At 71.6% G+C, this 18,401-nt stretch carries 23 protein-coding genes and 1 tRNA gene; 8 read left to right on the top strand and 16 right to left on the bottom strand.

Features of this window, described 5'->3' with window-relative positions:
• Window positions 1–181 precede the first annotated feature (181 nt).
• Genes ACNKF0_RS07635 through ACNKF0_RS07620 form a run of 4 tightly spaced genes read left to right on the top strand, consistent with a single transcriptional unit; the run spans window position 182 to window position 3,082 of the window.
• Window positions 182–775 (top strand): ArsR/SmtB family transcription factor, encoded by a 594-nt coding sequence (locus ACNKF0_RS07635; RefSeq protein ID WP_416957155.1) that lies wholly within the window; start codon window positions 182–184, stop codon window positions 773–775.
• Window positions 772–2,019: an MFS transporter gene (locus tag ACNKF0_RS07630; RefSeq protein ID WP_416957153.1), complete on the top strand. Its 1,248-nt coding sequence runs from the start codon at window positions 772–774 to the stop codon at window positions 2,017–2,019. Before ACNKF0_RS07635 ends, ACNKF0_RS07630 begins: the two co-directional genes overlap by 4 nt.
• Window positions 2,020–2,028: 9 nt before the next feature.
• The gene (locus ACNKF0_RS07625) at window positions 2,029–2,790 is read left to right on the top strand and encodes an SDR family NAD(P)-dependent oxidoreductase (RefSeq protein WP_416957150.1); all 762 of its coding nucleotides are present in this window, start codon (window positions 2,029–2,031) and stop codon (window positions 2,788–2,790) included.
• Window positions 2,791–2,800: 10 nt separating this feature from the next.
• On the top strand, window positions 2,801–3,082 hold the full coding sequence (locus tag ACNKF0_RS07620) for an ankyrin repeat domain-containing protein (protein ID WP_416957148.1): 282 nt from the start codon (window positions 2,801–2,803) through the stop codon (window positions 3,080–3,082).
• Here the strand turns inward: ACNKF0_RS07620 and ACNKF0_RS07615 are convergent.
• The 9 genes from ACNKF0_RS07615 to ACNKF0_RS07575 form a co-directional block, all read right to left on the bottom strand.
• Window positions 3,075–3,797: a VOC family protein gene (locus ACNKF0_RS07615; protein ID WP_416957147.1), complete on the bottom strand. Its 723-nt coding sequence runs from the start codon at window positions 3,795–3,797 to the stop codon at window positions 3,075–3,077. The genes ACNKF0_RS07620 and ACNKF0_RS07615 overlap by 8 nt on opposite strands.
• A gap of 4 nt (window positions 3,798–3,801) precedes the next feature.
• Window positions 3,802–5,055: an ornithine--oxo-acid transaminase gene (gene rocD, locus ACNKF0_RS07610; protein WP_416957145.1), complete on the bottom strand. Its 1,254-nt coding sequence runs from the start codon at window positions 5,053–5,055 to the stop codon at window positions 3,802–3,804.
• A gap of 231 nt (window positions 5,056–5,286) precedes the next feature.
• A tRNA-Ala gene (locus tag ACNKF0_RS07605) sits at window positions 5,287–5,362 on the bottom strand.
• Between the two features lie 84 nt (window positions 5,363–5,446).
• On the bottom strand, window positions 5,447–5,917 hold the full coding sequence (locus tag ACNKF0_RS07600) for a DUF4112 domain-containing protein (protein WP_416957143.1): 471 nt from the start codon (window positions 5,915–5,917) through the stop codon (window positions 5,447–5,449).
• The gene (locus tag ACNKF0_RS07595) at window positions 5,914–6,501 is read right to left on the bottom strand and encodes a histidine phosphatase family protein (protein WP_416957141.1); all 588 of its coding nucleotides are present in this window, start codon (window positions 6,499–6,501) and stop codon (window positions 5,914–5,916) included. Before ACNKF0_RS07595 ends, ACNKF0_RS07600 begins: the two co-directional genes overlap by 4 nt.
• Window positions 6,498–6,857, bottom strand: a complete 360-nt coding sequence (gene rsfS, locus ACNKF0_RS07590; protein WP_299927580.1) for a ribosome silencing factor — start codon at window positions 6,855–6,857, stop codon at window positions 6,498–6,500. The genes ACNKF0_RS07595 and rsfS overlap by 4 nt, the downstream gene beginning before the upstream one ends.
• Complete coding sequence (nadD, locus tag ACNKF0_RS07585) at window positions 6,854–7,486, bottom strand: nicotinate-nucleotide adenylyltransferase (RefSeq protein ID WP_416958449.1); 633 nt, start codon at window positions 7,484–7,486, stop codon at window positions 6,854–6,856. Before nadD ends, rsfS begins: the two co-directional genes overlap by 4 nt.
• A 40-nt stretch (window positions 7,487–7,526) precedes the next feature.
• Complete coding sequence (locus ACNKF0_RS07580) at window positions 7,527–7,673, bottom strand: hypothetical protein (protein ID WP_172258884.1); 147 nt, start codon at window positions 7,671–7,673, stop codon at window positions 7,527–7,529.
• 30 nt (window positions 7,674–7,703) lie between these two features.
• Window positions 7,704–8,954, bottom strand: coding sequence for a glutamate-5-semialdehyde dehydrogenase (locus ACNKF0_RS07575; RefSeq protein WP_416957138.1), 1,251 nt, complete (start codon window positions 8,952–8,954; stop codon window positions 7,704–7,706).
• Between the two features lie 38 nt (window positions 8,955–8,992).
• Here ACNKF0_RS07575 and ACNKF0_RS07570 point away from each other — a divergent pair, with 38 nt between their 5' ends.
• Complete coding sequence (locus tag ACNKF0_RS07570) at window positions 8,993–10,540, top strand: hypothetical protein (protein ID WP_416957136.1); 1,548 nt, start codon at window positions 8,993–8,995, stop codon at window positions 10,538–10,540.
• Window positions 10,541–10,622: 82 nt separating this feature from the next.
• Here the strand turns inward: ACNKF0_RS07570 and ACNKF0_RS07565 are convergent, their stop codons facing one another.
• The 4 genes from ACNKF0_RS07565 to ACNKF0_RS07550 all read right to left on the bottom strand — a co-directional run bounded on the left by ACNKF0_RS07565 (window position 10,623) and on the right by ACNKF0_RS07550 (window position 13,628).
• Window positions 10,623–11,576: an electron transfer flavoprotein subunit alpha/FixB family protein gene (locus ACNKF0_RS07565; protein WP_416957134.1), complete on the bottom strand. Its 954-nt coding sequence runs from the start codon at window positions 11,574–11,576 to the stop codon at window positions 10,623–10,625.
• A gap of 13 nt (window positions 11,577–11,589) precedes the next feature.
• Window positions 11,590–12,372 carry an electron transfer flavoprotein subunit beta/FixA family protein gene (locus tag ACNKF0_RS07560; RefSeq protein WP_416957132.1) on the bottom strand — a complete coding sequence of 261 codons (783 nt, stop codon included), beginning with the start codon at window positions 12,370–12,372 and terminating at the stop codon, window positions 11,590–11,592.
• 146 nt (window positions 12,373–12,518) lie between these two features.
• A complete protein-coding gene (locus tag ACNKF0_RS07555; RefSeq protein ID WP_299927601.1) occupies window positions 12,519–12,821 on the bottom strand; it encodes a hypothetical protein in 303 nt (100 codons plus the stop codon).
• 30 nt (window positions 12,822–12,851) lie between these two features.
• The gene (locus ACNKF0_RS07550; protein ID WP_416957130.1) at window positions 12,852–13,628 is read right to left on the bottom strand and encodes an enoyl-CoA hydratase/isomerase family protein; all 777 of its coding nucleotides are present in this window, start codon (window positions 13,626–13,628) and stop codon (window positions 12,852–12,854) included.
• A 103-nt stretch (window positions 13,629–13,731) separates the two neighbouring features.
• Here ACNKF0_RS07550 and glgX point away from each other — a divergent pair, with 103 nt between their 5' ends.
• On the top strand, window positions 13,732–15,906 hold the full coding sequence (gene glgX, locus ACNKF0_RS07545) for a glycogen debranching protein GlgX (RefSeq protein WP_416957128.1): 2,175 nt from the start codon (window positions 13,732–13,734) through the stop codon (window positions 15,904–15,906).
• Between the two features lie 188 nt (window positions 15,907–16,094).
• Here the strand turns inward: glgX and ACNKF0_RS07540 are convergent, their stop codons facing one another.
• Window positions 16,095–16,811: a helix-turn-helix domain-containing protein gene (locus ACNKF0_RS07540; protein WP_416957125.1), complete on the bottom strand. Its 717-nt coding sequence runs from the start codon at window positions 16,809–16,811 to the stop codon at window positions 16,095–16,097.
• A gap of 62 nt (window positions 16,812–16,873) precedes the next feature.
• A complete protein-coding gene (locus ACNKF0_RS07535; RefSeq protein WP_416957123.1) occupies window positions 16,874–17,341 on the bottom strand; it encodes a MarR family winged helix-turn-helix transcriptional regulator in 468 nt (155 codons plus the stop codon).
• A 51-nt stretch (window positions 17,342–17,392) separates the two neighbouring features.
• On the opposite strand from ACNKF0_RS07535, the gene ACNKF0_RS07530 reads away from it, so the two are divergent.
• Complete coding sequence (locus ACNKF0_RS07530) at window positions 17,393–17,761, top strand: hypothetical protein (RefSeq protein ID WP_299927610.1); 369 nt, start codon at window positions 17,393–17,395, stop codon at window positions 17,759–17,761.
• Between the two features lie 29 nt (window positions 17,762–17,790).
• The gene (locus ACNKF0_RS07525) at window positions 17,791–17,946 is read left to right on the top strand and encodes a hypothetical protein (RefSeq protein WP_416957120.1); all 156 of its coding nucleotides are present in this window, start codon (window positions 17,791–17,793) and stop codon (window positions 17,944–17,946) included.
• Between the two features lie 21 nt (window positions 17,947–17,967).
• On the opposite strand, the gene ACNKF0_RS07520 is transcribed toward ACNKF0_RS07525, so the two are convergent.
• On the bottom strand, window positions 17,968–18,300 hold the full coding sequence (locus ACNKF0_RS07520) for a hypothetical protein (RefSeq protein ID WP_416957118.1): 333 nt from the start codon (window positions 18,298–18,300) through the stop codon (window positions 17,968–17,970).
• Window positions 18,301–18,401: the final 101 nt, after the last annotated feature.

The following is an 18,401-nucleotide window of genomic DNA, read 5'->3' as shown; positions in this document are numbered from 1 at the left end:
TCCGGGGTCGAGTCAGGGTGGCCTCAGGGTCGGTCGCGGGCTTTCGTCCAGGCCCCGCCGGGGTAGTCCAGTGGGAAGCGGCTGCCCGCGCGCGCGACGTCGCACCGACCGCCCAAGAAGTGTTTGACAGTTGACCCGGGGACGGTTCACGCTACTCCCCAAGAACTCTTGGAGGGTGGACGTGGACGAGACCGATCCCGAGGCCGTGGCCCGGCTTCGCGCGACAGCACACCCGGTCCGGCTGCGCATCCTGTCGCTGCTCACGGCCGAGGCGATGAGCGCCGCCGAGGTCGCCCGGACGCTCGACCTCACCCACGCGAACGCGTCCTACCACCTGCGCCAGCTGCACGACGTCGGCGAGCTCGTGGTGGAGAGCGAGGAGAAGATCCGCGGCGGGGTCGCCAAGCGCTACCGGTACGACGCGTCGCGGGAGGTCGCGGACCGCTCGAGCGCGGTCGACGACCGGATCGCCTACGCGCGCGCCAGCGGCCTCGAGGTCGAGCGCCGGTTGCGCGACGCGGGGCGCGGCTCCGGCTCGTCGAGCGACCTCGAGGCGTGGGTCCCGGTCGAGGCCTGGCGTCGCGCCCTCGACCTGCTGCACGAGGCCTCCCACCTGCTCCACGCCGAGGCCCGGCCCGCCGGCACGCCCGAGACCGTGCACGTCAGCGTCACGACCAACGCCTTCACGATGACCGGCGGGCTCGAGGGCGACGCCGCCCGCTGGGTGCCGGGCCGGGACACGGGCCAGGACACGGGGCAGGAGACGGACCGATGACCTGGGCTGACGCGCTCTCCCCGCTGCGCAACCGCAGCTTCGCGTGGTACTTCGCCTCGCGCACCACCAGCACCCTCGGCACGGCGATGGCCAACGTCGCCCTCGTCTTCGCGGTCCTGGACCTCGAGGACTCGGCCTCCGCCGTGGGGCAGGTGCTGGCCGCCCACACCATTCCCATGATCCTGCTGCTGCTCTGGGGCGGCGTCATCTCCGACCGCTTCCCCCGCGCCGTCGTGCTGCAGGTCTCCAACGTGGCGTCCGCCCTGACCCAGGGCGCCATCGCCGCGCTGGTCCTGACCGGGAGGGCCGAGCTCTGGATGATCCTGGTGCTGGCCGCCGTCCACGGCGCCGTCTCGGCGGTGTCGATGCCGGCCATGGCCGGGATGGTGCCGCAGCTCGTGCCTCGCGGGCAGCTCCAGCCGGCCAACGCCCTGCTGTCGCTGACCCGCAACGGGCTCACCATCGTCGGGCCCACCATCGGCGCGTTGCTGGTGGTCACCGTCGGCTCCGGGTGGGCACTCGCCGTCGACGCCTTCACCTGGTTGCTCGCCGCGCTCTTCCTGGCGCCGGTCCGGATCCCTCCTCGGGAGGCCAGCACCTCCGACAGCACGATCGCCGAGCTCCGCGAGGGGTGGACCTTCTTCCGGCGCACCACGTGGCTGTGGGTCGTCGTCCTCGGCTTCGGCTTCCTCAACATGATCCACGTGGGCGCGATCTCCACGCTGGGCCCGGTGGTCGCCGAGGACACCATCGGGCGCCAGGGCTGGGGCTTCGTGCTCTCTGCGGAGGCCGCCGGCCTGCTCGCGATGACGGTGATCCTGCTGCGGGTACGCCTCGAGCGTCCCCTCGTGTGGGGCATGGCCGCGTGCTCCGCGATGGCGGTGCCGATCCTCATGCTCGGGCTCGACCCGACCCTCGCCCTGCTGGTCGCCGCGGCCTTCGTCGGGGGCATGGGGATCGAGGTCTTCGGCATGGGGTGGAACCTGGCCATGCAGGAGAACATCGACGACGCGATGCTGTCGCGCGCCTACTCCTACGACATGCTCGGCTCGTACGTGGCCATGCCGATCGGCCAGCTCGCCTGGGGGCCCCTGGGCCTGGCATTCGGCAACGAGACGGTGCTCGTGGCGTCCGGCATCGCGTACGCCGTCATCTGCGGGCTGGTGCTCTGCTCACGCTCGGTCCGGCAGCTGCCCCGCCGCGCACCCACCCCGGTCGCAACGGTGACGAGCGGCACGTCCTAGGGTCCGAGCATGAGCGTCATGGATCTCTTCCGCCTCGACGGCAAGGTCGTCATCGTCACCGGCGCCTCGAGCGGGCTGGGTGTCGCGTTCGCGCACTGCTTCGCAGAAGCAGGCGCCGACGTGGTGCTGGGTGCGCGTCGGGTCGACAAGCTCGAGCGGGTCGCCGACTCCGTCCGCTCGACCGGACGCAGGGTGCTCGCGGTCGCGACCGACGTCGCCGACCCGGACCAGTGCCAGCGGCTCGTCGACGAGGCGATGGCGAAGTTCGGCCGCGTCGACGTGCTCGTCAACAACGCAGGCGTCGGCACCGCCGTGCCCGCCACCCACGAGACGCCCGAGCAGTTCCGCTCGGTCATCGACGTCAACCTCAACGGCTGCTACTGGATGGCCCAGGCGTGCGGCCGCGTGATGCAGCCCGGATCGAGCATCGTCAACATCTCCTCGATCCTCGGCATCACCACCGGCGGCCTGCCGCAGGCGGCGTACTCCGCCTCGAAGGCCGGCCTCGGCGGGCTCACCCGTGACCTCGCCCAGCAGTGGATGGGCCGCAAGGGCATCCGGGTCAACGCGCTCGCGCCGGGCTTCTTCTCCTCGGAGATGACCGACACCTACCCCGACGGCTACCTCGACACCGTGATCACCCGCGTGCCGGCCGGCCGCAAGGGTGACCCGCACGAGCTGGCCGCGACCGCCGTGTGGCTCGCCTCCGACGCCGCGGGCTACGTCACCGGGCAGACGATCCCGGTCGACGGCGGACTCACCATCGCTTGAGGGGGGCCGGATGTCCCACGGGGACTACAAGGCGTTCTTCGCCGCGGCCTGCACCGGCGACGTCGAGCTCGTCCGCCACCACCTCGACGCCGGGGTGGACGTCGACTTCATCCATCCCGAGCTGCAGTCGACCGCTCTGGTCGCGGCCATCGAGGAGGGTCGTGAGGACGTAGCGCTTCTCCTGCTCGACCACGGGGCGTCCCCGACGCTTGTCTCCCCGCTAGAGGGGGCCACGCCCCTACAGGCAGCCCGTGCGGCCGGCCTCGACCGGGTGGCGGCCCGGCTCAGCTGAGCCTCGCCGGCCACCTGACGACCGCGACCCCGTCGAGGACCACGGCAGGTACGGCGTCCGTCTCCCGCACCGCGAGCTCGAGCGTCACGGCCGGCACGGAGCCGTCGTCGTCCCAGACCATCGACCAGCGCGCCGTGCCGTCGGCCGCCGATCCGTCGACCACCAGGCCCAGGCTCTCGTCGTGCCGGACGGGGTCGAGCCCGAGCGCGACCAGCAGCTCGGCGACCCGGTCGGGGTCGGTCGGCGTCCAGACAACGGTCGCCACCACGGGGCCGTCGGCCGGGCCCGCCACCATCGGCGTCGTCCACTCGATCAGGAACGGGAGCGAGCCGTCGTACGGTCCCGGGCCGACGTCGCACACGCGCCACTCGAGCAGGTCGCCGGCCGGGGTGCGGCGCGAGCCGGGCACGGGCGGGTCGGGATCGAACCCGGCCGCCTCCAGCGCCGTACGCGCCTCGTCGAGGTCGTCGACCGCGACGGCCCACGAGATCGGACCGCGCGCCGACCGGATGCGGTCGAGCCACGGGTTGGACTCGTCCGAACCAGCCGCGATCAGCTCGACGTACGCCGGTCCGGGTCCGCGGACCAGCACGTTCTCCGTTCCGACGGGGTGCGCTCCCCCGCGCTCGGCGGGCAGCCCGGCCGCGCGCCAGCGGGCGGCCGCCTCGTCGAGGTCCGCGACGGCGACGACGAGGTGGTCGAAGCGCGCGCCCATCGGGTCAGGAACGCGCCGCTGCGAGGATCTCCGTGACGGCGGTGACGAGGCCGGCGATGTCCTCGTCGCTGGCGACCAGCGGCGGGGCGAAGCGGACCGTCGAGCCGTGGGTGTCCTTGGCGAGGATGCCGCGGGCCATGAGCGCCTCCGACATCTGTCGGCCCGACATCAGGGACGGGTCGATGTCGATGCCGGCCCAGGCGCCGCGGACGCGGACGTCGGAGAGGCCCTGGCCGACGAGCGACCCGAAGCCAGCCTGCAGCTGGGCGCCGATCTCGGACGAGCGGGCCTGGAAGGTGCCCTCCTCGAGCATCGCGACGACCTCGGTGCCGATGGCGGCGGCGAGCGGGTTGCCGCCGAAGGTCGAGCCGTGCGAGCCGGGGGTGATGACGTCCATGACCTCGTGGTCGGCCGCGATCGCGGAGACGGGGTAGATGCCGCCGCCGAGCGCCTTGCCCATGATGTAGATGTCGGGGACGACGTCCTCGTGGTCGCAGGCGAACGTCGTGCCGGAGCGGGCCAGGCCGGACTGGATCTCGTCGGCCACCATCAGCACGTTGCGCTCGGTGCACAGCGCGCGCAGGTCGCGCAGGAAGCCCTCGGGCGGCATGACCACGCCACCCTCGCCCTGGATCGGCTCGAAGAGCACGGCGACCGTGGTCTCGTCGATGGCGGAGGCGACCGCTTCGACGTCGCCGTACTTCACGCCGCGGAAGCCGGTGGTGAACGGGGCGTAGCCCGAGGTCGCCACGTCGTCGTCGGAGAAGCTGACGATGGTGGTGGTGCGGCCGTGGAAGTTGCCCTCCATCGTGATGATGGTGGCCTGCCCGGCGGGCACGCCCTTGACCTCGTAGCCCCACTTGCGGCTGACCTTGATGGCGGTCTCGACGGCCTCGGCACCGGAGTTCATCGGCAGGATCATGTCCTTGCCGGTCAGCCGGCACAGCGCCTCGGCGAAGCCGCTCAGCTTGTCGTTGAAGAACGCGCGGCTGGTCAGCGTGAGCCGGCCGAGCTGCTCGCGCGCGACGGCGACGAGGCGCTCGTTGGAGTGGCCGAAGTTGAGCGCCGAGTAGCCGGCGAGGCAGTCGAGGTAGCGCTTGCCGTCGACGTCGATGACCCACGCGCCGTCGCCCTCGGCGAGCACCACGGGCAGCGGGTGGTAGTTGTGCGCGGCGTAGCGCTCGGTCGCCTCGATGTGGGCGGCGGTGCGCTCGGAGACGGCCGGGGTGGTGCTGGCGGAGACGTCGGTCGCGGTCATGAGCACATGGTGCCACCGGGCCCGCCCGAACGCCGATTCGCTCCGCATCCGGTACGGACCGCCCCGCGCCGATGAACTTCCACGCGCTGGGGTGGATCTTCAGGAGCATGCACGCTCACGACCGCAGAAGTCAGACGAATTTCCACGCGTGCGCGTGGAAGTTCAGCCGCGGCCCGAAATCCGGCGCCCGAAACGACAGAAGTCCGGCGCTCTCGCGCCGGACTTCAGTGTTGGTGGAGCTGAGGGGACTCGAACCCCTGACCCTCTGCATGCCATGCAGATGCGCTACCAGCTGCGCCACAGCCCCAACATCGTCCTTCCGTGGAGCCGGAAGGACAACGCGCAGAACATTAGCCGACACCTGACCGGCAGGTGAAATCGGGGTCCGGGCTCAGGTCAACCAACGCCAGAGGAGCCAGAACCCGAGCGCCGCGACGACCAGCCCGGCGAGCACCGGGACGGCCATCAGCGCGACCGCGCCGACGACGTACGCCGTGCTCGGGGGCTCGCGCAGCGGCTGCCGCTCGACCTCGCGGAGCAGCAGGCGGAGGTTCTTGCGGTTGGCCCGGTGGGCGACGTCGAGGAGGTCACCGACGCCCGGGACGAGGCCCAGCACCGCGTCGACGACGAGGTTCAGCCCCATCCACGCCAGCACCGCCATCGGGACCCGTGCCCGGATCGCGTCGCGGACGATGACGCTGGACAGGGCGCTGCCCACGAAGTCGCCGATCCCCGGCACGAGCCCGATGACGGCATCCAGGCCGAGCCCGATGCGGGTGCCGGGCACGGTGACGGCGTCGTCCATCACCTTCGCCAGCTGCCTGCTGAGGGCGAGGTCGACCTCACGAGCCCGGTCGCTCAACCGACGACCCGGTTCCAGGCCAGCAGCGACCAGGAGCCTCCCTGGTGCACGAGCTCGGCCCAACCGCAGTTGTCGAGCCCGTGGAGTGCCGTCGGGGACGCACCCACCAGGGACGTGACAGCCATCCTGATCGCCCACCCGTGGGAGATCGCGACGACCGTTCCGTGCGTGCTGTTGCTCTGCGCGAGGTCACGCAGCGCCGCGACCATCCGCGCCTCGACCTCCTGCTCGCTCTCGGTGTCGAGCGGCGCGCCGCCGGAGAAGAAGTCCTCGGCCTCGACCGGGTGTGCGGTCCGGATCTCGTCGGCCGTCATCCCGCTGAAGATGCCGACGCGCCGCTCCCGCAGGCGCGGGTCGGCGAGCGCGGGCAGACCGCACGCCTCGGCGACGTGCGCGGCCGTGGCGGCTGCTCGCGCGAGGTCGGACGTCCACAGGGCCACCGGTCGCATCGCGGCGATCGCGGGCGCGACGGCCTGCGCCTGCGCGACCCCGGTCTCCGAGAGCGTGACGTCCGCGTGGCCCTGGTAGCGGCCGACGGCGTTCCAGTCAGTGAGCCCGTGGCGGAGCAGGACCAGACGCCTCACGCGAGGGTCAGCGGGATGAGCGGGCAGTCGCTCCAGAGTCGCTCGAGGGCGTAGAAGGACCGCTCCTCCTCGTGCTGCACGTGGACCACGATCTCGCCGTAGTCGAGGAGCACCCAGCGCCCCTCCTTGTGGCCCTCGCGACGGATCGGCTTCGCGCCGACCTCGCGGAGCTTGTCCTCCACCTCGTCGACGATCGCGCCGACGGCCCGCTCGTTGTTGGCACTGGCGATCACGAAGGCGTCGGTGATGGCGAGCTGGTCGCTGACGTCGAAGGCCAGGACCTGGTCGGCCTTCTTGTCGTGTGCGGCCTGGGCCGCGACGGCGACGAGCTCGAGGGCGTGGTCGGTGGCAGTCATGCGGAGTCCTTGCTGGTGGTGGCGCTCGAGCCGGTGGTGGTGCTGGTCGGGGTGCTGGTGGAGGTGTAGAGGTGGTGCTTGGCGATGTACTGGACGACTCCGTCGGGCACGAGGTACCAGACGGGCTCGCCGCGCCGCTTGCGGTCGCGGCAGTCGGTGGAGGAGATCGCCAGGGCGGGGATCTCGACCATGGTGACGCGGTCGGCGGGGATCTTGGCGAGCGCCTGCGGGTCCATCTCGTAGCCGGGCCGCGTGCAGCCGACGAAGTTGGCCAGCTCGAAGAGCTCCTCGACGTCGCGCCAGGTGAAGATGTCGGCGAGGGCGTCAGCGCCGGTGATGAAGAACAGCTCCGCGTCGGACATCTCGGCCTTGAGGTCGCGCAGCGTGTCGATCGTGTAGGTCTTGCCCGCGCGGTCGATGTCCACCCGGGAGACGTTGAAGCGCGGGTTGGCCGCGGTCGCGACCACGGTCATCAGGTAGCGGTGCTCGGCGGTGGTGACCTGCCGGTCGCTCTTCTGCCACGGGTCGCCCGTGGGCACGAAGACGACCTCGTCGAGGTCGAACCATGCCTGCACCTCGGACGCGGCCACGAGGTGGCCGTGGTGGATGGGGTCGAAGGTGCCGCCCATCACCCCGACGCGACGCTGCCCCACGGGACCGGTCACCGGATCAGCTGTGCTCGCGACCGCCACCGAAGGAGACCACGGCGAGCAGCAGGACGAGCAGCAGCGCCAGGGCGATGGCACCCACGACGTAGGGGTGGACGGCAGGCTCGCTCTCGGCCTCGGCGGCCAGCGTGATGACGGTGCTCAGCATGGCGCTCACCCTACCGGCACGGCCGCCGCGTCATCGGACGTGGCCCTCGCCGACCACGACGTACTTGCTCGAGGTCATCTCGGGCAGGCCCATCGGGCCACGGGCGTGCAGCTTCTGGGTGGAGATGCCGATCTCGGCACCGAAGCCGAACTCCCCGCCGTCGGTGAAGCGGGTGGACGCGTTGACCATCACCGCGGCCGAGTCGACCGCGGCGACGAAGCGCCGGATGGTCGCCTGGTCGCGGGCGAGGATCGCCTCGGTGTGCCCGGAGGACCAGCGCCGGATGTGCGCGATGGCCCCCTCGACGTCGGTCACCACGGCGGCGGAGATCTCCAGCGCCAGGAACTCGGCCGCGTGGTCCTCGTCGGTCACCGGCACCACGTCGTCGTACTCCGCGAAGGCGCTGTCACCGTGGATCAGCACGCCGGCGTCCGAGAGCGCCTCGACCACGAGCGGCAGGAACTCGTCGGCGACGTCCTCGTGCACGAGCAGCGACTCGGCGGCGTTGCAGACGCTGGTGCGGTGGGTCTTGGAGTTGAGCACGATCGCGAGTGCCTGCTCCAGGTCGGCCGAGGCGTCGACGTAGACGTGGCAGTTGCCCACACCGGTCTCGATGACGGGCACGGTCGACTCCTCCACGACGCGTCGGATCAGGCCCGCTCCCCCGCGCGGGATGAGCACGTCGACGAGCCCGCGGGCCCGCATCAGCGCCTTCACGCTGTCGTGGGTCTCCCCCGGCACGAGCTGTACGACGTCCTCCGGCAGGCCGCTGCCCGCCAGCGCGCCGCGCATCGCGGCGACGATCGCGGCGTTGCTCGACCGGGCGCTCGACGAGCCGCGCAGCAGCACCGCGTTGCCGGCCTTGAGGCAGATCCCGGCGGCGTCGGCGGTGACGTTGGGACGGGCCTCGTAGATCATCCCGACCACCCCGAACGGCACCCGCACCTGGCGCAGCTCGAGCCCGTTGGCCAGCGTGCTGCCGCGCAGCACCTCCCCCACGGGGTCGGGCAGGGCGGCGACGTCGCGCAGGCCCTGCGCCATCGCCGCGAGGCGGGAGTCGTCGAGCCGGAGGCGGTCGACGATGTTGGCGGGCGTGCCGCCGGACTCGGCGCGCGCGACGTCCTCGGCGTTGGCGGCCAGGACGTCCGGCGCAGAGGCGAGGAGCGCGTCGGCCATCGCGTGCAGGGCGGCGTCCTTGGTGGCCCGCGTCGCCGTGGCCAGGTCGTGGCTCGCGGCCCGGGCGCGACCGGCGACCGCGCGCACGTCCTCCTCGCTGCTCATGCTGTCCAGCGTAGGGCGGGCGAGCCTAGGGTGGCGCCATGTCTCGCATCACGGGGGTGATCGTCGCGTTGGCGACGGCAGCGGCTGTCCTGACCGGCTCGACCGTGGGCGCCGCGGCGCCACCGGCCCCGGAGGACGTCCCGGGCGTGGCGGACCTGCCGCGCCAGGTCGAGCGCGGTGAAGAGCTGACGTTGGCCGACGGAGACCTCCTGCGGGTGTGGGCGTCGGAGAACTACCGCACCGTCCGGGCCAGGCGTCGCGACGCCGCGACCGGCGCCTGGGCGGACCCGGTGGTGGTCCTGCGGAAGAAGCGCCTGTTCTGCGGCAACGTCGACGTGCGGACGGCCAACGGGGCGGTGGCGGTGGTGGCCCAGTGCGACTACAACGGCTACGCCGAGGACCAGGCGCCGACCGCCTCCCACGCCCTGTGGTCGGCCGACACCGTGAGCTGGACGGCGTACGAGCTCGAGGGCGAGGCCTACGACGAGCCGGGCATCTCCCCCGACGGCAGCCGCGCGGTCTACCCGGAGTCCGAGGGCTACGTCACCTTCGGCCCGGACGAGTTCACCCGGCACCGGCTCGAGACGCCCGGCCAGGAGTACACCGCGACCGCGACCATCACCGATGAGTCGCAGGTCTCCTACCTCTACGGCTCCGGCCTGGCCAGGCGGTGCCGGATCGTGGTGCTGACCCGCACCGGCGACGCCGCACCCGTGCGGCAGGAGCTGACGCCCAACCGCGCCTGCGAGGACACCAGCTTCGTCAACGTCGACGCCCACACCACGCTCTTCGGCTACCTCCCCGACCCGGGCCAGGTGGCCGTCATCTCGCGCACCGACGCCGGGTCGCCGTGGGCCGTGACCCAGGTGGCACCCGCCGACGCGCCCGGGCTCGACGTCGTGGAACGGGACCTCCACACCCAGTTCTTCGCCGCTCCCGGAGGCCCCCTCGTCGCGATCGGCTCCGCCCGCGGTCACCGCATCAGGGCGCAGCTCTACGACCGGGCGACCCAGACGTGGGGCCCGTCGGCGGTGGTGCACGACGCCGGCAGGGCGCGCTGCTCGTGGGGTGACACGACGACCGCGGACCCGCTCGGGGTCATCGCAGCCACGGTGCGCTGCCCGCGGCGCAGCGTCGTCCTCACCACCCGCGACGGGATCGCCTGGCAGGCGCTGCGCGCGGGTCGGCACCCGCTCGGGGTCTCGCCGGACTCGCAGTACGTCGCGGTGCCCGGTCGCAGCAGGTCCTGGGTGATCTCCGCCGAGCGCGGCGTCGTCACGCTTCCGGGCGGTGTGACGGGGCGGTGCGACGTGCTCGTGCCCGACGGACCTGACGGCGCCGTGCTGCTGACCGCCGCCGGTCGGCACCGCGGCTGGCCCACCGTGCTGCAGCACTCGTACGCAGACGGCTGGTCGCGGTTGTCGCGGACGAACCTGCCCGTGAAGAAGGGCCCGTGCCGTCGCGCGCAGGCGGACCACTGGTCCCAGCCCTACCGCTTCCGGGTCTCCGGGGAGCGCTTCCGGGGTTACACCGTGCGGATCGTGCAGCGCGACGACGAGTGGGCGGTCCGCCGGGCCGTCTGGTGAGCCGCAGCCCGCGACCACGCCGGAGACGACAGGACGCCCCCGACCGCGCGGTCGGGGGCGTCCGTCGTACGGGGGCGAGGGCTCAGCCCTTGCGCTCCTTGACCTTCTCGGTGGCGGCGGGCAGGACCGTGTGGAGGTCACCCACGACGCCGAAGTCGACGAGCTCGAAGATCGGGGCCTCGGGGTCCTTGTTGACCGCGACGATCGTCTTCGAGGTCTGCATGCCGGCGCGGTGCTGGATCGCACCCGAGATGCCGTTGGCGACGTAGAGCTGCGGCGAGACCGTCTTGCCGGTCTGGCCGACCTGGAAGGCGTGCGGCATCCAGCCCGAGTCGACCGCGGCACGCGAGGCACCCACCGCAGCACCGAGGCTGTCGGCGAAGCCCTCGACGGGCTCGAAGTTGCCGCCGGTGCCACGACCACCGGAGACCACGATCGCGGCCTCGGTGAGCTCGGGGCGACCCGTCGACTGGCGCGGCTGGGTGGCCACGACCTGGGCGGTCTTCGCGACGTCGCTGATGGTCGCGGCGAACGCCTCGACCGCGGCAGCACCCTCGGCCTCCTCGGGGGCCGCCGAGTTGGGCTTGACCGTGATGATCGGCGTGCCGGTGGTGACCTTCGCCTGGACGGTGTAGTTGCCGGCGAACACGCTCTGCGTGGTCACGCCACCTTCCTGCACGTCGACGGCGTCGGTGATCAGGCCCGAGCCGAGCTTGATCGCCAGGCGACCGGCGACCTCCTTGTTCTCGAAGGTCGAGGGCAGCAGGACCGCAGCCGGGCTGGTCTTCTCGGCCAGCTGCTGCAGCGCCTCGGCCTTCGGGGCGACGAGGTAGCCCTTGATCTGGGCGTCGTCGATCACGTAGACCTTCGCGGCGCCGTACTTCTTCACCTTCTCGGCCACGGCGTCGCCCTGGTCGGGCGAGCCGAAGAACACCGCGGCGGGCTCGCCGAGGCGGCGCGCGATGGTCAGCAGCTCGTAGGTCGGCTTCTTGACCTCTCCGTCGGCGTGGTCGATGACAACAAGAACTTCAGACATCTCTGGCAGCTCCTCAGATGAACTTCTTGGACGCGAGGAAGTCGACCAGCGCGCCGGCGCCCGAGCCGTCCTCGTCGGTGACGATCTCGCCGGCGGTGCGCGGCGGGCGGGCGGTGGTGTCCTCGACCTGGGTGTAGGCCACCGACAGGCCGACCTGGTCGGCGTCGAGGCCGAGGTCGGTCAGCGACCAGGTCTCGAGCGGCTTCTTCTTCGCCGCCATGATGCCCTTGAACGACGGGTAGCGGGCCTCGCCCGACTGGTCGGTCACCGAGAGCACGATCGGCAGCGTCGCACCGATGACCTCGGTCGAGCCCTCGTTGTCGCGCTTGATCCGGACCTGGTCGCCCTGCGACTCCACGACGGACGCGAGGGTCACCTGGGGCATGCCGAGGCGCTCGGCCAGCATGGCCGGGACGACCGAGCCGGAGGCGTCGGTGGACGCCATGCCGCAGACCACGAGGTCGGCGCCGGTGTCGGCCTTGATCTTCTCGACGGCCTTGGCCAGGACCAGGGAGGTGCCGAGGTAGTCGGAGCCGGCGATGGCGTCGTCGACGACGTGGACGCCCGCGTCCGCGCCCATCTGCAGCGCCTTGCGCACCGCGTCGACGGCCTTCTCCGGCCCGACGGTCAGCGCGGTGACTGTGATCTCCTCACCCTCACGCTTCTCCCGGAACTGGAGCGCCTGCTCCACGGCGTACTCATCGAGCTCGGACAGCAGGCCGTCGACGCCAACGCGGTCGACGGTGTTGTCGTCCTCGAACTTGCGGTCGGCCGTCGCGTCCGGCACGTACTTCACACAGACAACAATGTTCATGGTGGTGTGGCCTCGCGGCCCCTCCTGTGCACTCGGATGTGGCTATGAGGTTACTGGTCGGTCAATGTCGACCGGAATGGCGATCCGGGTGCGGTCGCTCACAGTGCCGCTGCCGCACCCTCCGCCCGTCAGGGCTTGATGATGCGTTCGAGGACGCGCCCGACCACGAGCCAGGCGATCGCGGCGAGGCCCCAGTTGAACAGGGCGTTCTTGACCTCCGCGCCCTCGCCGGTGAACTGCTTGATGCCGTCCCGGCGGGAGAAGATCCCCAGGTCGGCCCACGAGGCGCCCCTGAGGATCGCCTGGACCAGCTCGTTGGACTTGTTGGCGTCCAGCGCGATCAGCAGCGCCCCCACCGCGAGCAGCAGTGCGGCGAACGCGCACGCGAGCCACACCAGCTGGGCGAGCGTCGCCCGGATCTTCGTCGTCACGTGGTCGTGTTCCTCTCGGTCCCGGGCCGCTCAGCGGCCCACGAAGGTTGCCTTGCCCGGTCCGTTCTCAACGAACGAGGTGATGCCGCGGGTACGGTCCTCGGTCGCGAAGACCCCGGCGAACTGCTGACGCTCGATCTCCAGCCCGGTGTCGAGGTCGACCTCGCTGCCCCGGTCGATGCACTCCTTGGCCGCCCGGATGGCCAGCGCGGCCGCGTTGCTGAACTGGGCGGCGTACGCCGTCGCCTCCTCCAGCACCTGGTCCGCGGGGACGACCCGGTCGACCATCCCGATGCGCAGCGCCTCGTCGGCCTTCACGAACCGGCCGGTGAAGATGATGTCCTTGGCCTTCGCGGTGCCGACCAGGCGGGTCAGGCGCTGGGTGCCGCCGGCGCCGGGGATGATCCCGAGCAGGACCTCGGGCTGGCCGAGGACGGCGTCCTCGGCGGCGAACCGCAGGTCAGCCGCCAGCGCCAGCTCGCAGCCGCCGCCCAGGGCGTAGCCGTTGACGGCGGCGATGACGGGCTTGGGGATCCGGGCGATCGCGGTCGTCGCCGCGCTGACCGAGGTGGAGGCCTTCACCATGTCGGAGTAGGTCCAGTCAGCCATCTCCTTGACGTCGTTGCCGGCGGCGAAGACGCGATCGCCTCCCCACAGCACCACGGCGCGTACGTCGTCGCGCTCGGTGAGCTCGGCCGCGGCCTCGCGCAGGTCGGCCTGCACCTGGAGGCTGATCGCATTCATCTTGGGGCGGTCGAGTCGCAGGACCGCGACCCCGTCGGTCACGTCGATCGAGACGAACTCCATGGTGGCTCCTTGTCACGTGGGACGGCGCGCGGACGCTGCCGTGGATGGCCGCGGTGCGAGCCGCATTGTGCCGTGCCCCTCCGATGCGACCACAATGGCCCGCGTGACACCCCCCTGGAGGACCACTGCCTGGCAGCACGACGGCGAGACCATGTCGGTCTGGCCCGGTCGCAACCACCCCCTGGGGGCGACGTGGTCCTGGGAGGCGACCAACTTCGCCGTGTACGCCCCCGAGGCGCGTGCGATGTGGGTCTGCCTGTTCGACGACGCCGGCGTCGAGACCCGGCACCGGCTCACCGAGCTCTCGCTGGGCGTGTGGCACGGCGCCGTCCCGGGCGTCGCCCGCGGCGCCCTCTACGGCTACCGCGCCGACGGACCGTGGGATCCCGAGGCCGGCCTGCGGTTCAACCCGGCCAAGCTGCTCCTCGACCCCTACGGGAAGGCCGTCTCGGGAGACCTGGTCGTCGACAAGGCCGTCTTCGGCTACGTGATGGACGACCCCGCGACGCGCAGCGACCTCGACTCGGCGCCCTACGTCCCGCGCAGCGTGGTGGTGCACGACGACTTCCAGTGGGGCCCCGACACGTCACCGCACCGGCGGTGGCGCGACACCGTGATCTACGAGATGCACGTCAAGGGCATGACCGCGCTGCACGACCGGGTGCCCGAGGAGCTCCGGGGGACGTACGCCGGCCTGGCGACGCCGGCGGTGACCGACTACCTCAAGGACCTCGGCGTGACGGCGGTCGAGCTGCTGCCCGTGCACCAGTTCTTCTCCGAGCCCGCCCTCGCCGAGCGCGGGCTGGCCAACTACTGGGGCTACAACTCGCTGTGCTTCTTCGCCCCGCACAACGCGTACTCGTCCGCCGGCGACCGCGGCCAGCAGGTCACCGAGTTCAAGCAGATGGTCAAGGACTTCCACCTCGCCGGGCTCGAGGTCATCCTCGACGTGGTCTACAACCACACCGCCGAGGCCGGCCCCCGTGGGCCGACCCTGAGCTTCCGCGGCCTCGACGACCGCGGCTACTACCAGCGGGTCGTGCCGCCCGCCGCGAAGCCGGGCCAGAAGCCCGAGCCCGTGCGCTACTGGGACGTCACCGGCTGCGGCAACACCGTCGACGCCACCCACACCCAGAGCCTGCGGATGATCCTCGACTCCCTGCGCTACTGGGTCACCGAGATGCACGTCGACGGCTTCCGCTTCGACCTGATGAGCGCGCTGACCCGCACCGACCAGGTCGTCGACATGGGCTCGCACCTGCTCACCGCGATCGGCCAGGACCCGGTGCTGCGCCACGTGAAGCTCGTCGCCGAGCCGTGGGACGCGTCGATGGACGGCTACCGGGTCGGGCAGTTCCCGCCGCCGTGGGTCGAGTGGAACGACCAGTTCCGCGACACCGTGCGCGACTTCTGGCGCGGTCACTCCGGCGGCGTACGCACCGTGGCGACGCGGCTGGCCGGGTCGAGCGACCTCTACGCCGACGACGGTCGCTCGCCCTACGCCTCGGTCAACTTCATCACCGCCCACGACGGCTTCACGCTGCGCGACCTGGTGTCGTACAACGACAAGCACAACGAGGCCAACGGCGAGGACAACCGCGACGGCACCGACAACAACCGTTCGTGGAACTGCGGCGTCGAGGGCGAGACCGACGACCCGGACATCATCGCGCTCCGTCGTCGCCAGGCAGCCAACCTCATGGCCACCCTGTGCTTCTCCAGCGGCGTGCCGATGCTCACGGCGGGCGACGAGCGCGGCCGCACCCAGGGCGGCAACAACAACGCCTACGGCCAGGACAACGAGACGTCGTGGATCGACTGGCGCCCCGACGACGCCTGGCTCGACGTCTACGAGATCACCAAGACCGCCCTGCGACTGCGGCGAGAGCACCCGGCGCTGCGGCAGAGGCACTGGTTCGAGGGACGCCCGACGATCAAGGGCGGCATCAAGGACCTCGTCTGGGTGCACCCGAGCGGTCGCGAGATGACCGTCCACGACTGGAACGACGACAGCATCCGCACCATCGGGATGTTCCTCAACGGCGCTCCCCTGCGCTCCCCCGGCCCACGCGGCGAGCAGGTGCACGACCGGTCGTTCATGATCTGGCTCAACTCCGGCGTCGACGACGTCGAGCTGGTGCTGCCGGCCAACCAGTGGGTCCACCACGGCGAGGTGGTGCTGTCGACCAACACCGACATCGCCGTCGGGACCCCGGTGGTTGCGGGCGCGTCGATGGAGCTGCAGGCGCGCTCGGTGCTGGTGCTGCGCCAGACCTAGGCGGGAGAGCCCATCCAGTCCATCGGATCGCCGGCGTCGAGGTCGGTGACACCGAGGGTATCGAAGGCGCCGAGCACGACGAGTCGTCGTACGGCCGCGAAGGTGAGCACGTGCGCCACCATCCCGCCGTAGGTGAAGACCTTCGGGGTCTCGCAGGTGACGTCGACGAAGGTGTCGTCGAGGCGTCCCTACTCGACGGTCGTCCGCACCTGGTCGAGGAAGGCGGGCCCCTCCTCCGCGAGCTCGCGGCGCAGCGTGCCGAGCGACTTCCCGCGCTCCTGGCCGAAGTCGTAGGGACGCTGCTCGACGGCGGTGTTCCACTGCGCGAGCTGCCCGACGGGGCGGCCCAGCACGGAGCGGATCGTCATGTCGTCGTCGATCGTGCCGATGGGCACCTCGATCGGGGCGTCGAGCTGCTCGTCGGTCAGGCGCGCGGCCCGGTCGATCATCTCGCCGGTCAGCCAGACGTGGTGCTCGATCATGCGTGTCATCAGGTCCATCGGGGTCACCTTTCGAGAGGTCGGCAGGCGGAGGCTGCCGGGCGGGTGGAAGTGCACCCCGCTCGGACCCTCGATCCGGGTGCGGGTGGGGTGCAGACGCCAACGGCTCGGTGCAGCGCCGTACTCCCGCGAGAAGGCCCGGGTGAACGCCTCGTGCGAGCCGAAGCCGGCCTCGAACGCGACGTCGACCACCGGGTCGTCACTCGTCAGGAGCCGGTGGGCGGCGCGCTCCAGCAGCAGCCGGCGGCGCATCCGCTCGGGTGGCTCACCGCCCGCCGCGGACACGACGCGGGCCAAGTGGAAACGCCAGAGGTGGAGCCGGCGGGCCCGCTCTTCGTGGCCCAGGTCGAGCGTCTCGGCCAAGGTGGCGAGGAACGCGGCGAAGGTGTCGGCCGCTGTCGTCATGACAGCCACCCTCGCCCGTGGGCCGGATCTGTGCTTGATCCCACGTGCGCAGTCTGCCCGGCTCAGGCCGGTCGTGCCTCGGTCGCGGTCTTCGCAGCCGCGATGACCCCGGTGAGCCGGTCGCGGAGCTCCATCAGCTCGTCGAGGTCCATCCCCAGGCGCTGGAGGATCGTGCCCGGCACCTCGAGGGCCTGGGTCCGCAGGTCGCGCCCGCGGGACGTCAGCGCCACGGCAAGGCTGCGCTCGTCCGCGGGGTTGCGGTCGCGCCGCACCAGGTCGGCCGCCTCGAGCCGCCTCAGCAGCCGCGAGAGCGTGGCCGGGTCGACCTCGAGCTGCCGGCTGAGCTCGGTCACCGACAGCGGCTCCTCGCCCCAGAGCGCCAACATCACGAGGTACTGCGGGTGGGTCAGTCCCATCGGCTCCAGCACCGGGCGGTAGACCGAGATGACCGTGCGGGACGCCACGGCCAGGGCGAAGCAGACCTGACGCTCGAGGGCCAGGGGATCATCGATTCGGCTGGGCGCGGACATTCCGTTAGCCTAGCAATCGTTGTCACAGCAAACGATTCGAGAGAGGCTCGCATGGCCGGCAGCGTTCCCGCCCGACGTACGGAGAAGGGTCGCGGCCACCTGCTCGACCTCGACGCCCCGCGGCGGATCGTCGCGGACCCCGAGAAGGACGCCCGCGACCTCGCCCGCGTGCAGCGCTGGGTGATGTCGACCCTGGCCGTCACCACGATCCTGCACCTGGTGGTCGGCCTCGTCGTCGCCGCCGTGATGCTGGACGACTCCCCCACCTCGTCCAAGGTCGGGCTCAACGTCATCGCCGGCATCTTCGCCGCGATGGCCGTCGCCGTCGGTCGCGCCATCCATGGCAAGCGCATCCTCTCGCCGTGGCTGCTGCTGGCCGTGGTCCCCACCGCCGTCGGGCTCTGGCTGACCTTCGGCTGAGGCAGCCGTCCCGGGTCTACAGTCGTGTCATGGGAGCACCTGACGATCAACGCGACTCGCGCTTCACGACCCTGCCCGTCGGCGTGCGGGCCGAGGACACGGTCGCGGGTGTGGACACCGCTCACGCCCCCGACCCCGACGACGTACGCAACGTCGACCAGCACGCCGCGCTGCGCGACGACTGACCGCCCTCGTCGGCGGTCGCGTCAGAGACCGAGCACCTGCACGGTCACGAGGTACGTCCCGCGCACGCCGTCGGGGTCGTGGAGGGCCGGGTCGTCGTCGGCCACCGCGTCCGCGCGGGCGCGCACGGCTGCGCCGGGGTCCACGGCCGTGAGGTCGGCGGCGAGGGCGGCGACCACCTGTGGCAGGTCGTGGTCGTCGAGGTGGTCGAGCACCAGACCGTCGTGCAGCATGCCGGCCGCCTCTGCCATCAGCTCGCGAGCGGTCTCTGCGTCCACGTCGGATCGCGACGAGGCAGCGGAGTCGGCAGCCGCGAGGAAGGGCTCGAGGATCGCGGGCGGAGCGGTCGAGGGCATGGAGCGATCGTCCTCGGATCGGGCCCACCCGGCAACGCCCGTGGCGGCGTAGGTAATAACCCGGATGCGAGGTGGGCGGTCCCTGAACCTGTCAGGCCGTG

Source organism: Nocardioides sp. T5, from assembly GCF_048161455.1.
Lineage (GTDB): Bacteria > Actinomycetota > Actinomycetes > Propionibacteriales > Nocardioidaceae > Nocardioides.
Note: the sequence above shows the minus strand (reverse complement) of the source record. Positions and strands in the feature narration are given on the sequence as shown.

Excerpts from the sequence above, each read along its gene's own strand:
- ACNKF0_RS07630 (WP_416957153.1), top strand. The coding sequence starts at position 772 with ATGACCTGGGCTGACGCGCTCTCCCCGCTGCGCAACCGCAGCTTCGCG.
- ACNKF0_RS07625 (WP_416957150.1), top strand. The coding sequence starts at position 2,029 with ATGAGCGTCATGGATCTCTTCCGCCTCGACGGCAAGGTCGTCATCGTC.
- ACNKF0_RS07620 (WP_416957148.1), top strand. The coding sequence starts at position 2,801 with ATGTCCCACGGGGACTACAAGGCGTTCTTCGCCGCGGCCTGCACCGGC.
- ACNKF0_RS07615 (WP_416957147.1), bottom strand. The coding sequence starts at position 3,797 with ATGGGCGCGCGCTTCGACCACCTCGTCGTCGCCGTCGCGGACCTCGAC.
- rocD (WP_416957145.1), bottom strand. The coding sequence starts at position 5,055 with ATGACCGCGACCGACGTCTCCGCCAGCACCACCCCGGCCGTCTCCGAG.
- rsfS (WP_299927580.1), bottom strand. The coding sequence starts at position 6,857 with ATGACTGCCACCGACCACGCCCTCGAGCTCGTCGCCGTCGCGGCCCAG.
- nadD (WP_416958449.1), bottom strand. The coding sequence starts at position 7,486 with ATGGGCGGCACCTTCGACCCCATCCACCACGGCCACCTCGTGGCCGCG.
- ACNKF0_RS07580 (WP_172258884.1), bottom strand. The coding sequence starts at position 7,673 with ATGCTGAGCACCGTCATCACGCTGGCCGCCGAGGCCGAGAGCGAGCCT.
- ACNKF0_RS07575 (WP_416957138.1), bottom strand. The coding sequence starts at position 8,954 with ATGAGCAGCGAGGAGGACGTGCGCGCGGTCGCCGGTCGCGCCCGGGCC.
- ACNKF0_RS07570 (WP_416957136.1), top strand. The coding sequence starts at position 8,993 with ATGTCTCGCATCACGGGGGTGATCGTCGCGTTGGCGACGGCAGCGGCT.
- ACNKF0_RS07565 (WP_416957134.1), bottom strand. The coding sequence starts at position 11,576 with ATGTCTGAAGTTCTTGTTGTCATCGACCACGCCGACGGAGAGGTCAAG.
- ACNKF0_RS07550 (WP_416957130.1), bottom strand. The coding sequence starts at position 13,628 with ATGGAGTTCGTCTCGATCGACGTGACCGACGGGGTCGCGGTCCTGCGA.
- ACNKF0_RS07540 (WP_416957125.1), bottom strand. The coding sequence starts at position 16,811 with ATGACGACAGCGGCCGACACCTTCGCCGCGTTCCTCGCCACCTTGGCC.
- ACNKF0_RS07535 (WP_416957123.1), bottom strand. The coding sequence starts at position 17,341 with ATGTCCGCGCCCAGCCGAATCGATGATCCCCTGGCCCTCGAGCGTCAG.
- ACNKF0_RS07530 (WP_299927610.1), top strand. The coding sequence starts at position 17,393 with ATGGCCGGCAGCGTTCCCGCCCGACGTACGGAGAAGGGTCGCGGCCAC.
- ACNKF0_RS07525 (WP_416957120.1), top strand. The coding sequence starts at position 17,791 with ATGGGAGCACCTGACGATCAACGCGACTCGCGCTTCACGACCCTGCCC.
- ACNKF0_RS07520 (WP_416957118.1), bottom strand. The coding sequence starts at position 18,300 with ATGCCCTCGACCGCTCCGCCCGCGATCCTCGAGCCCTTCCTCGCGGCT.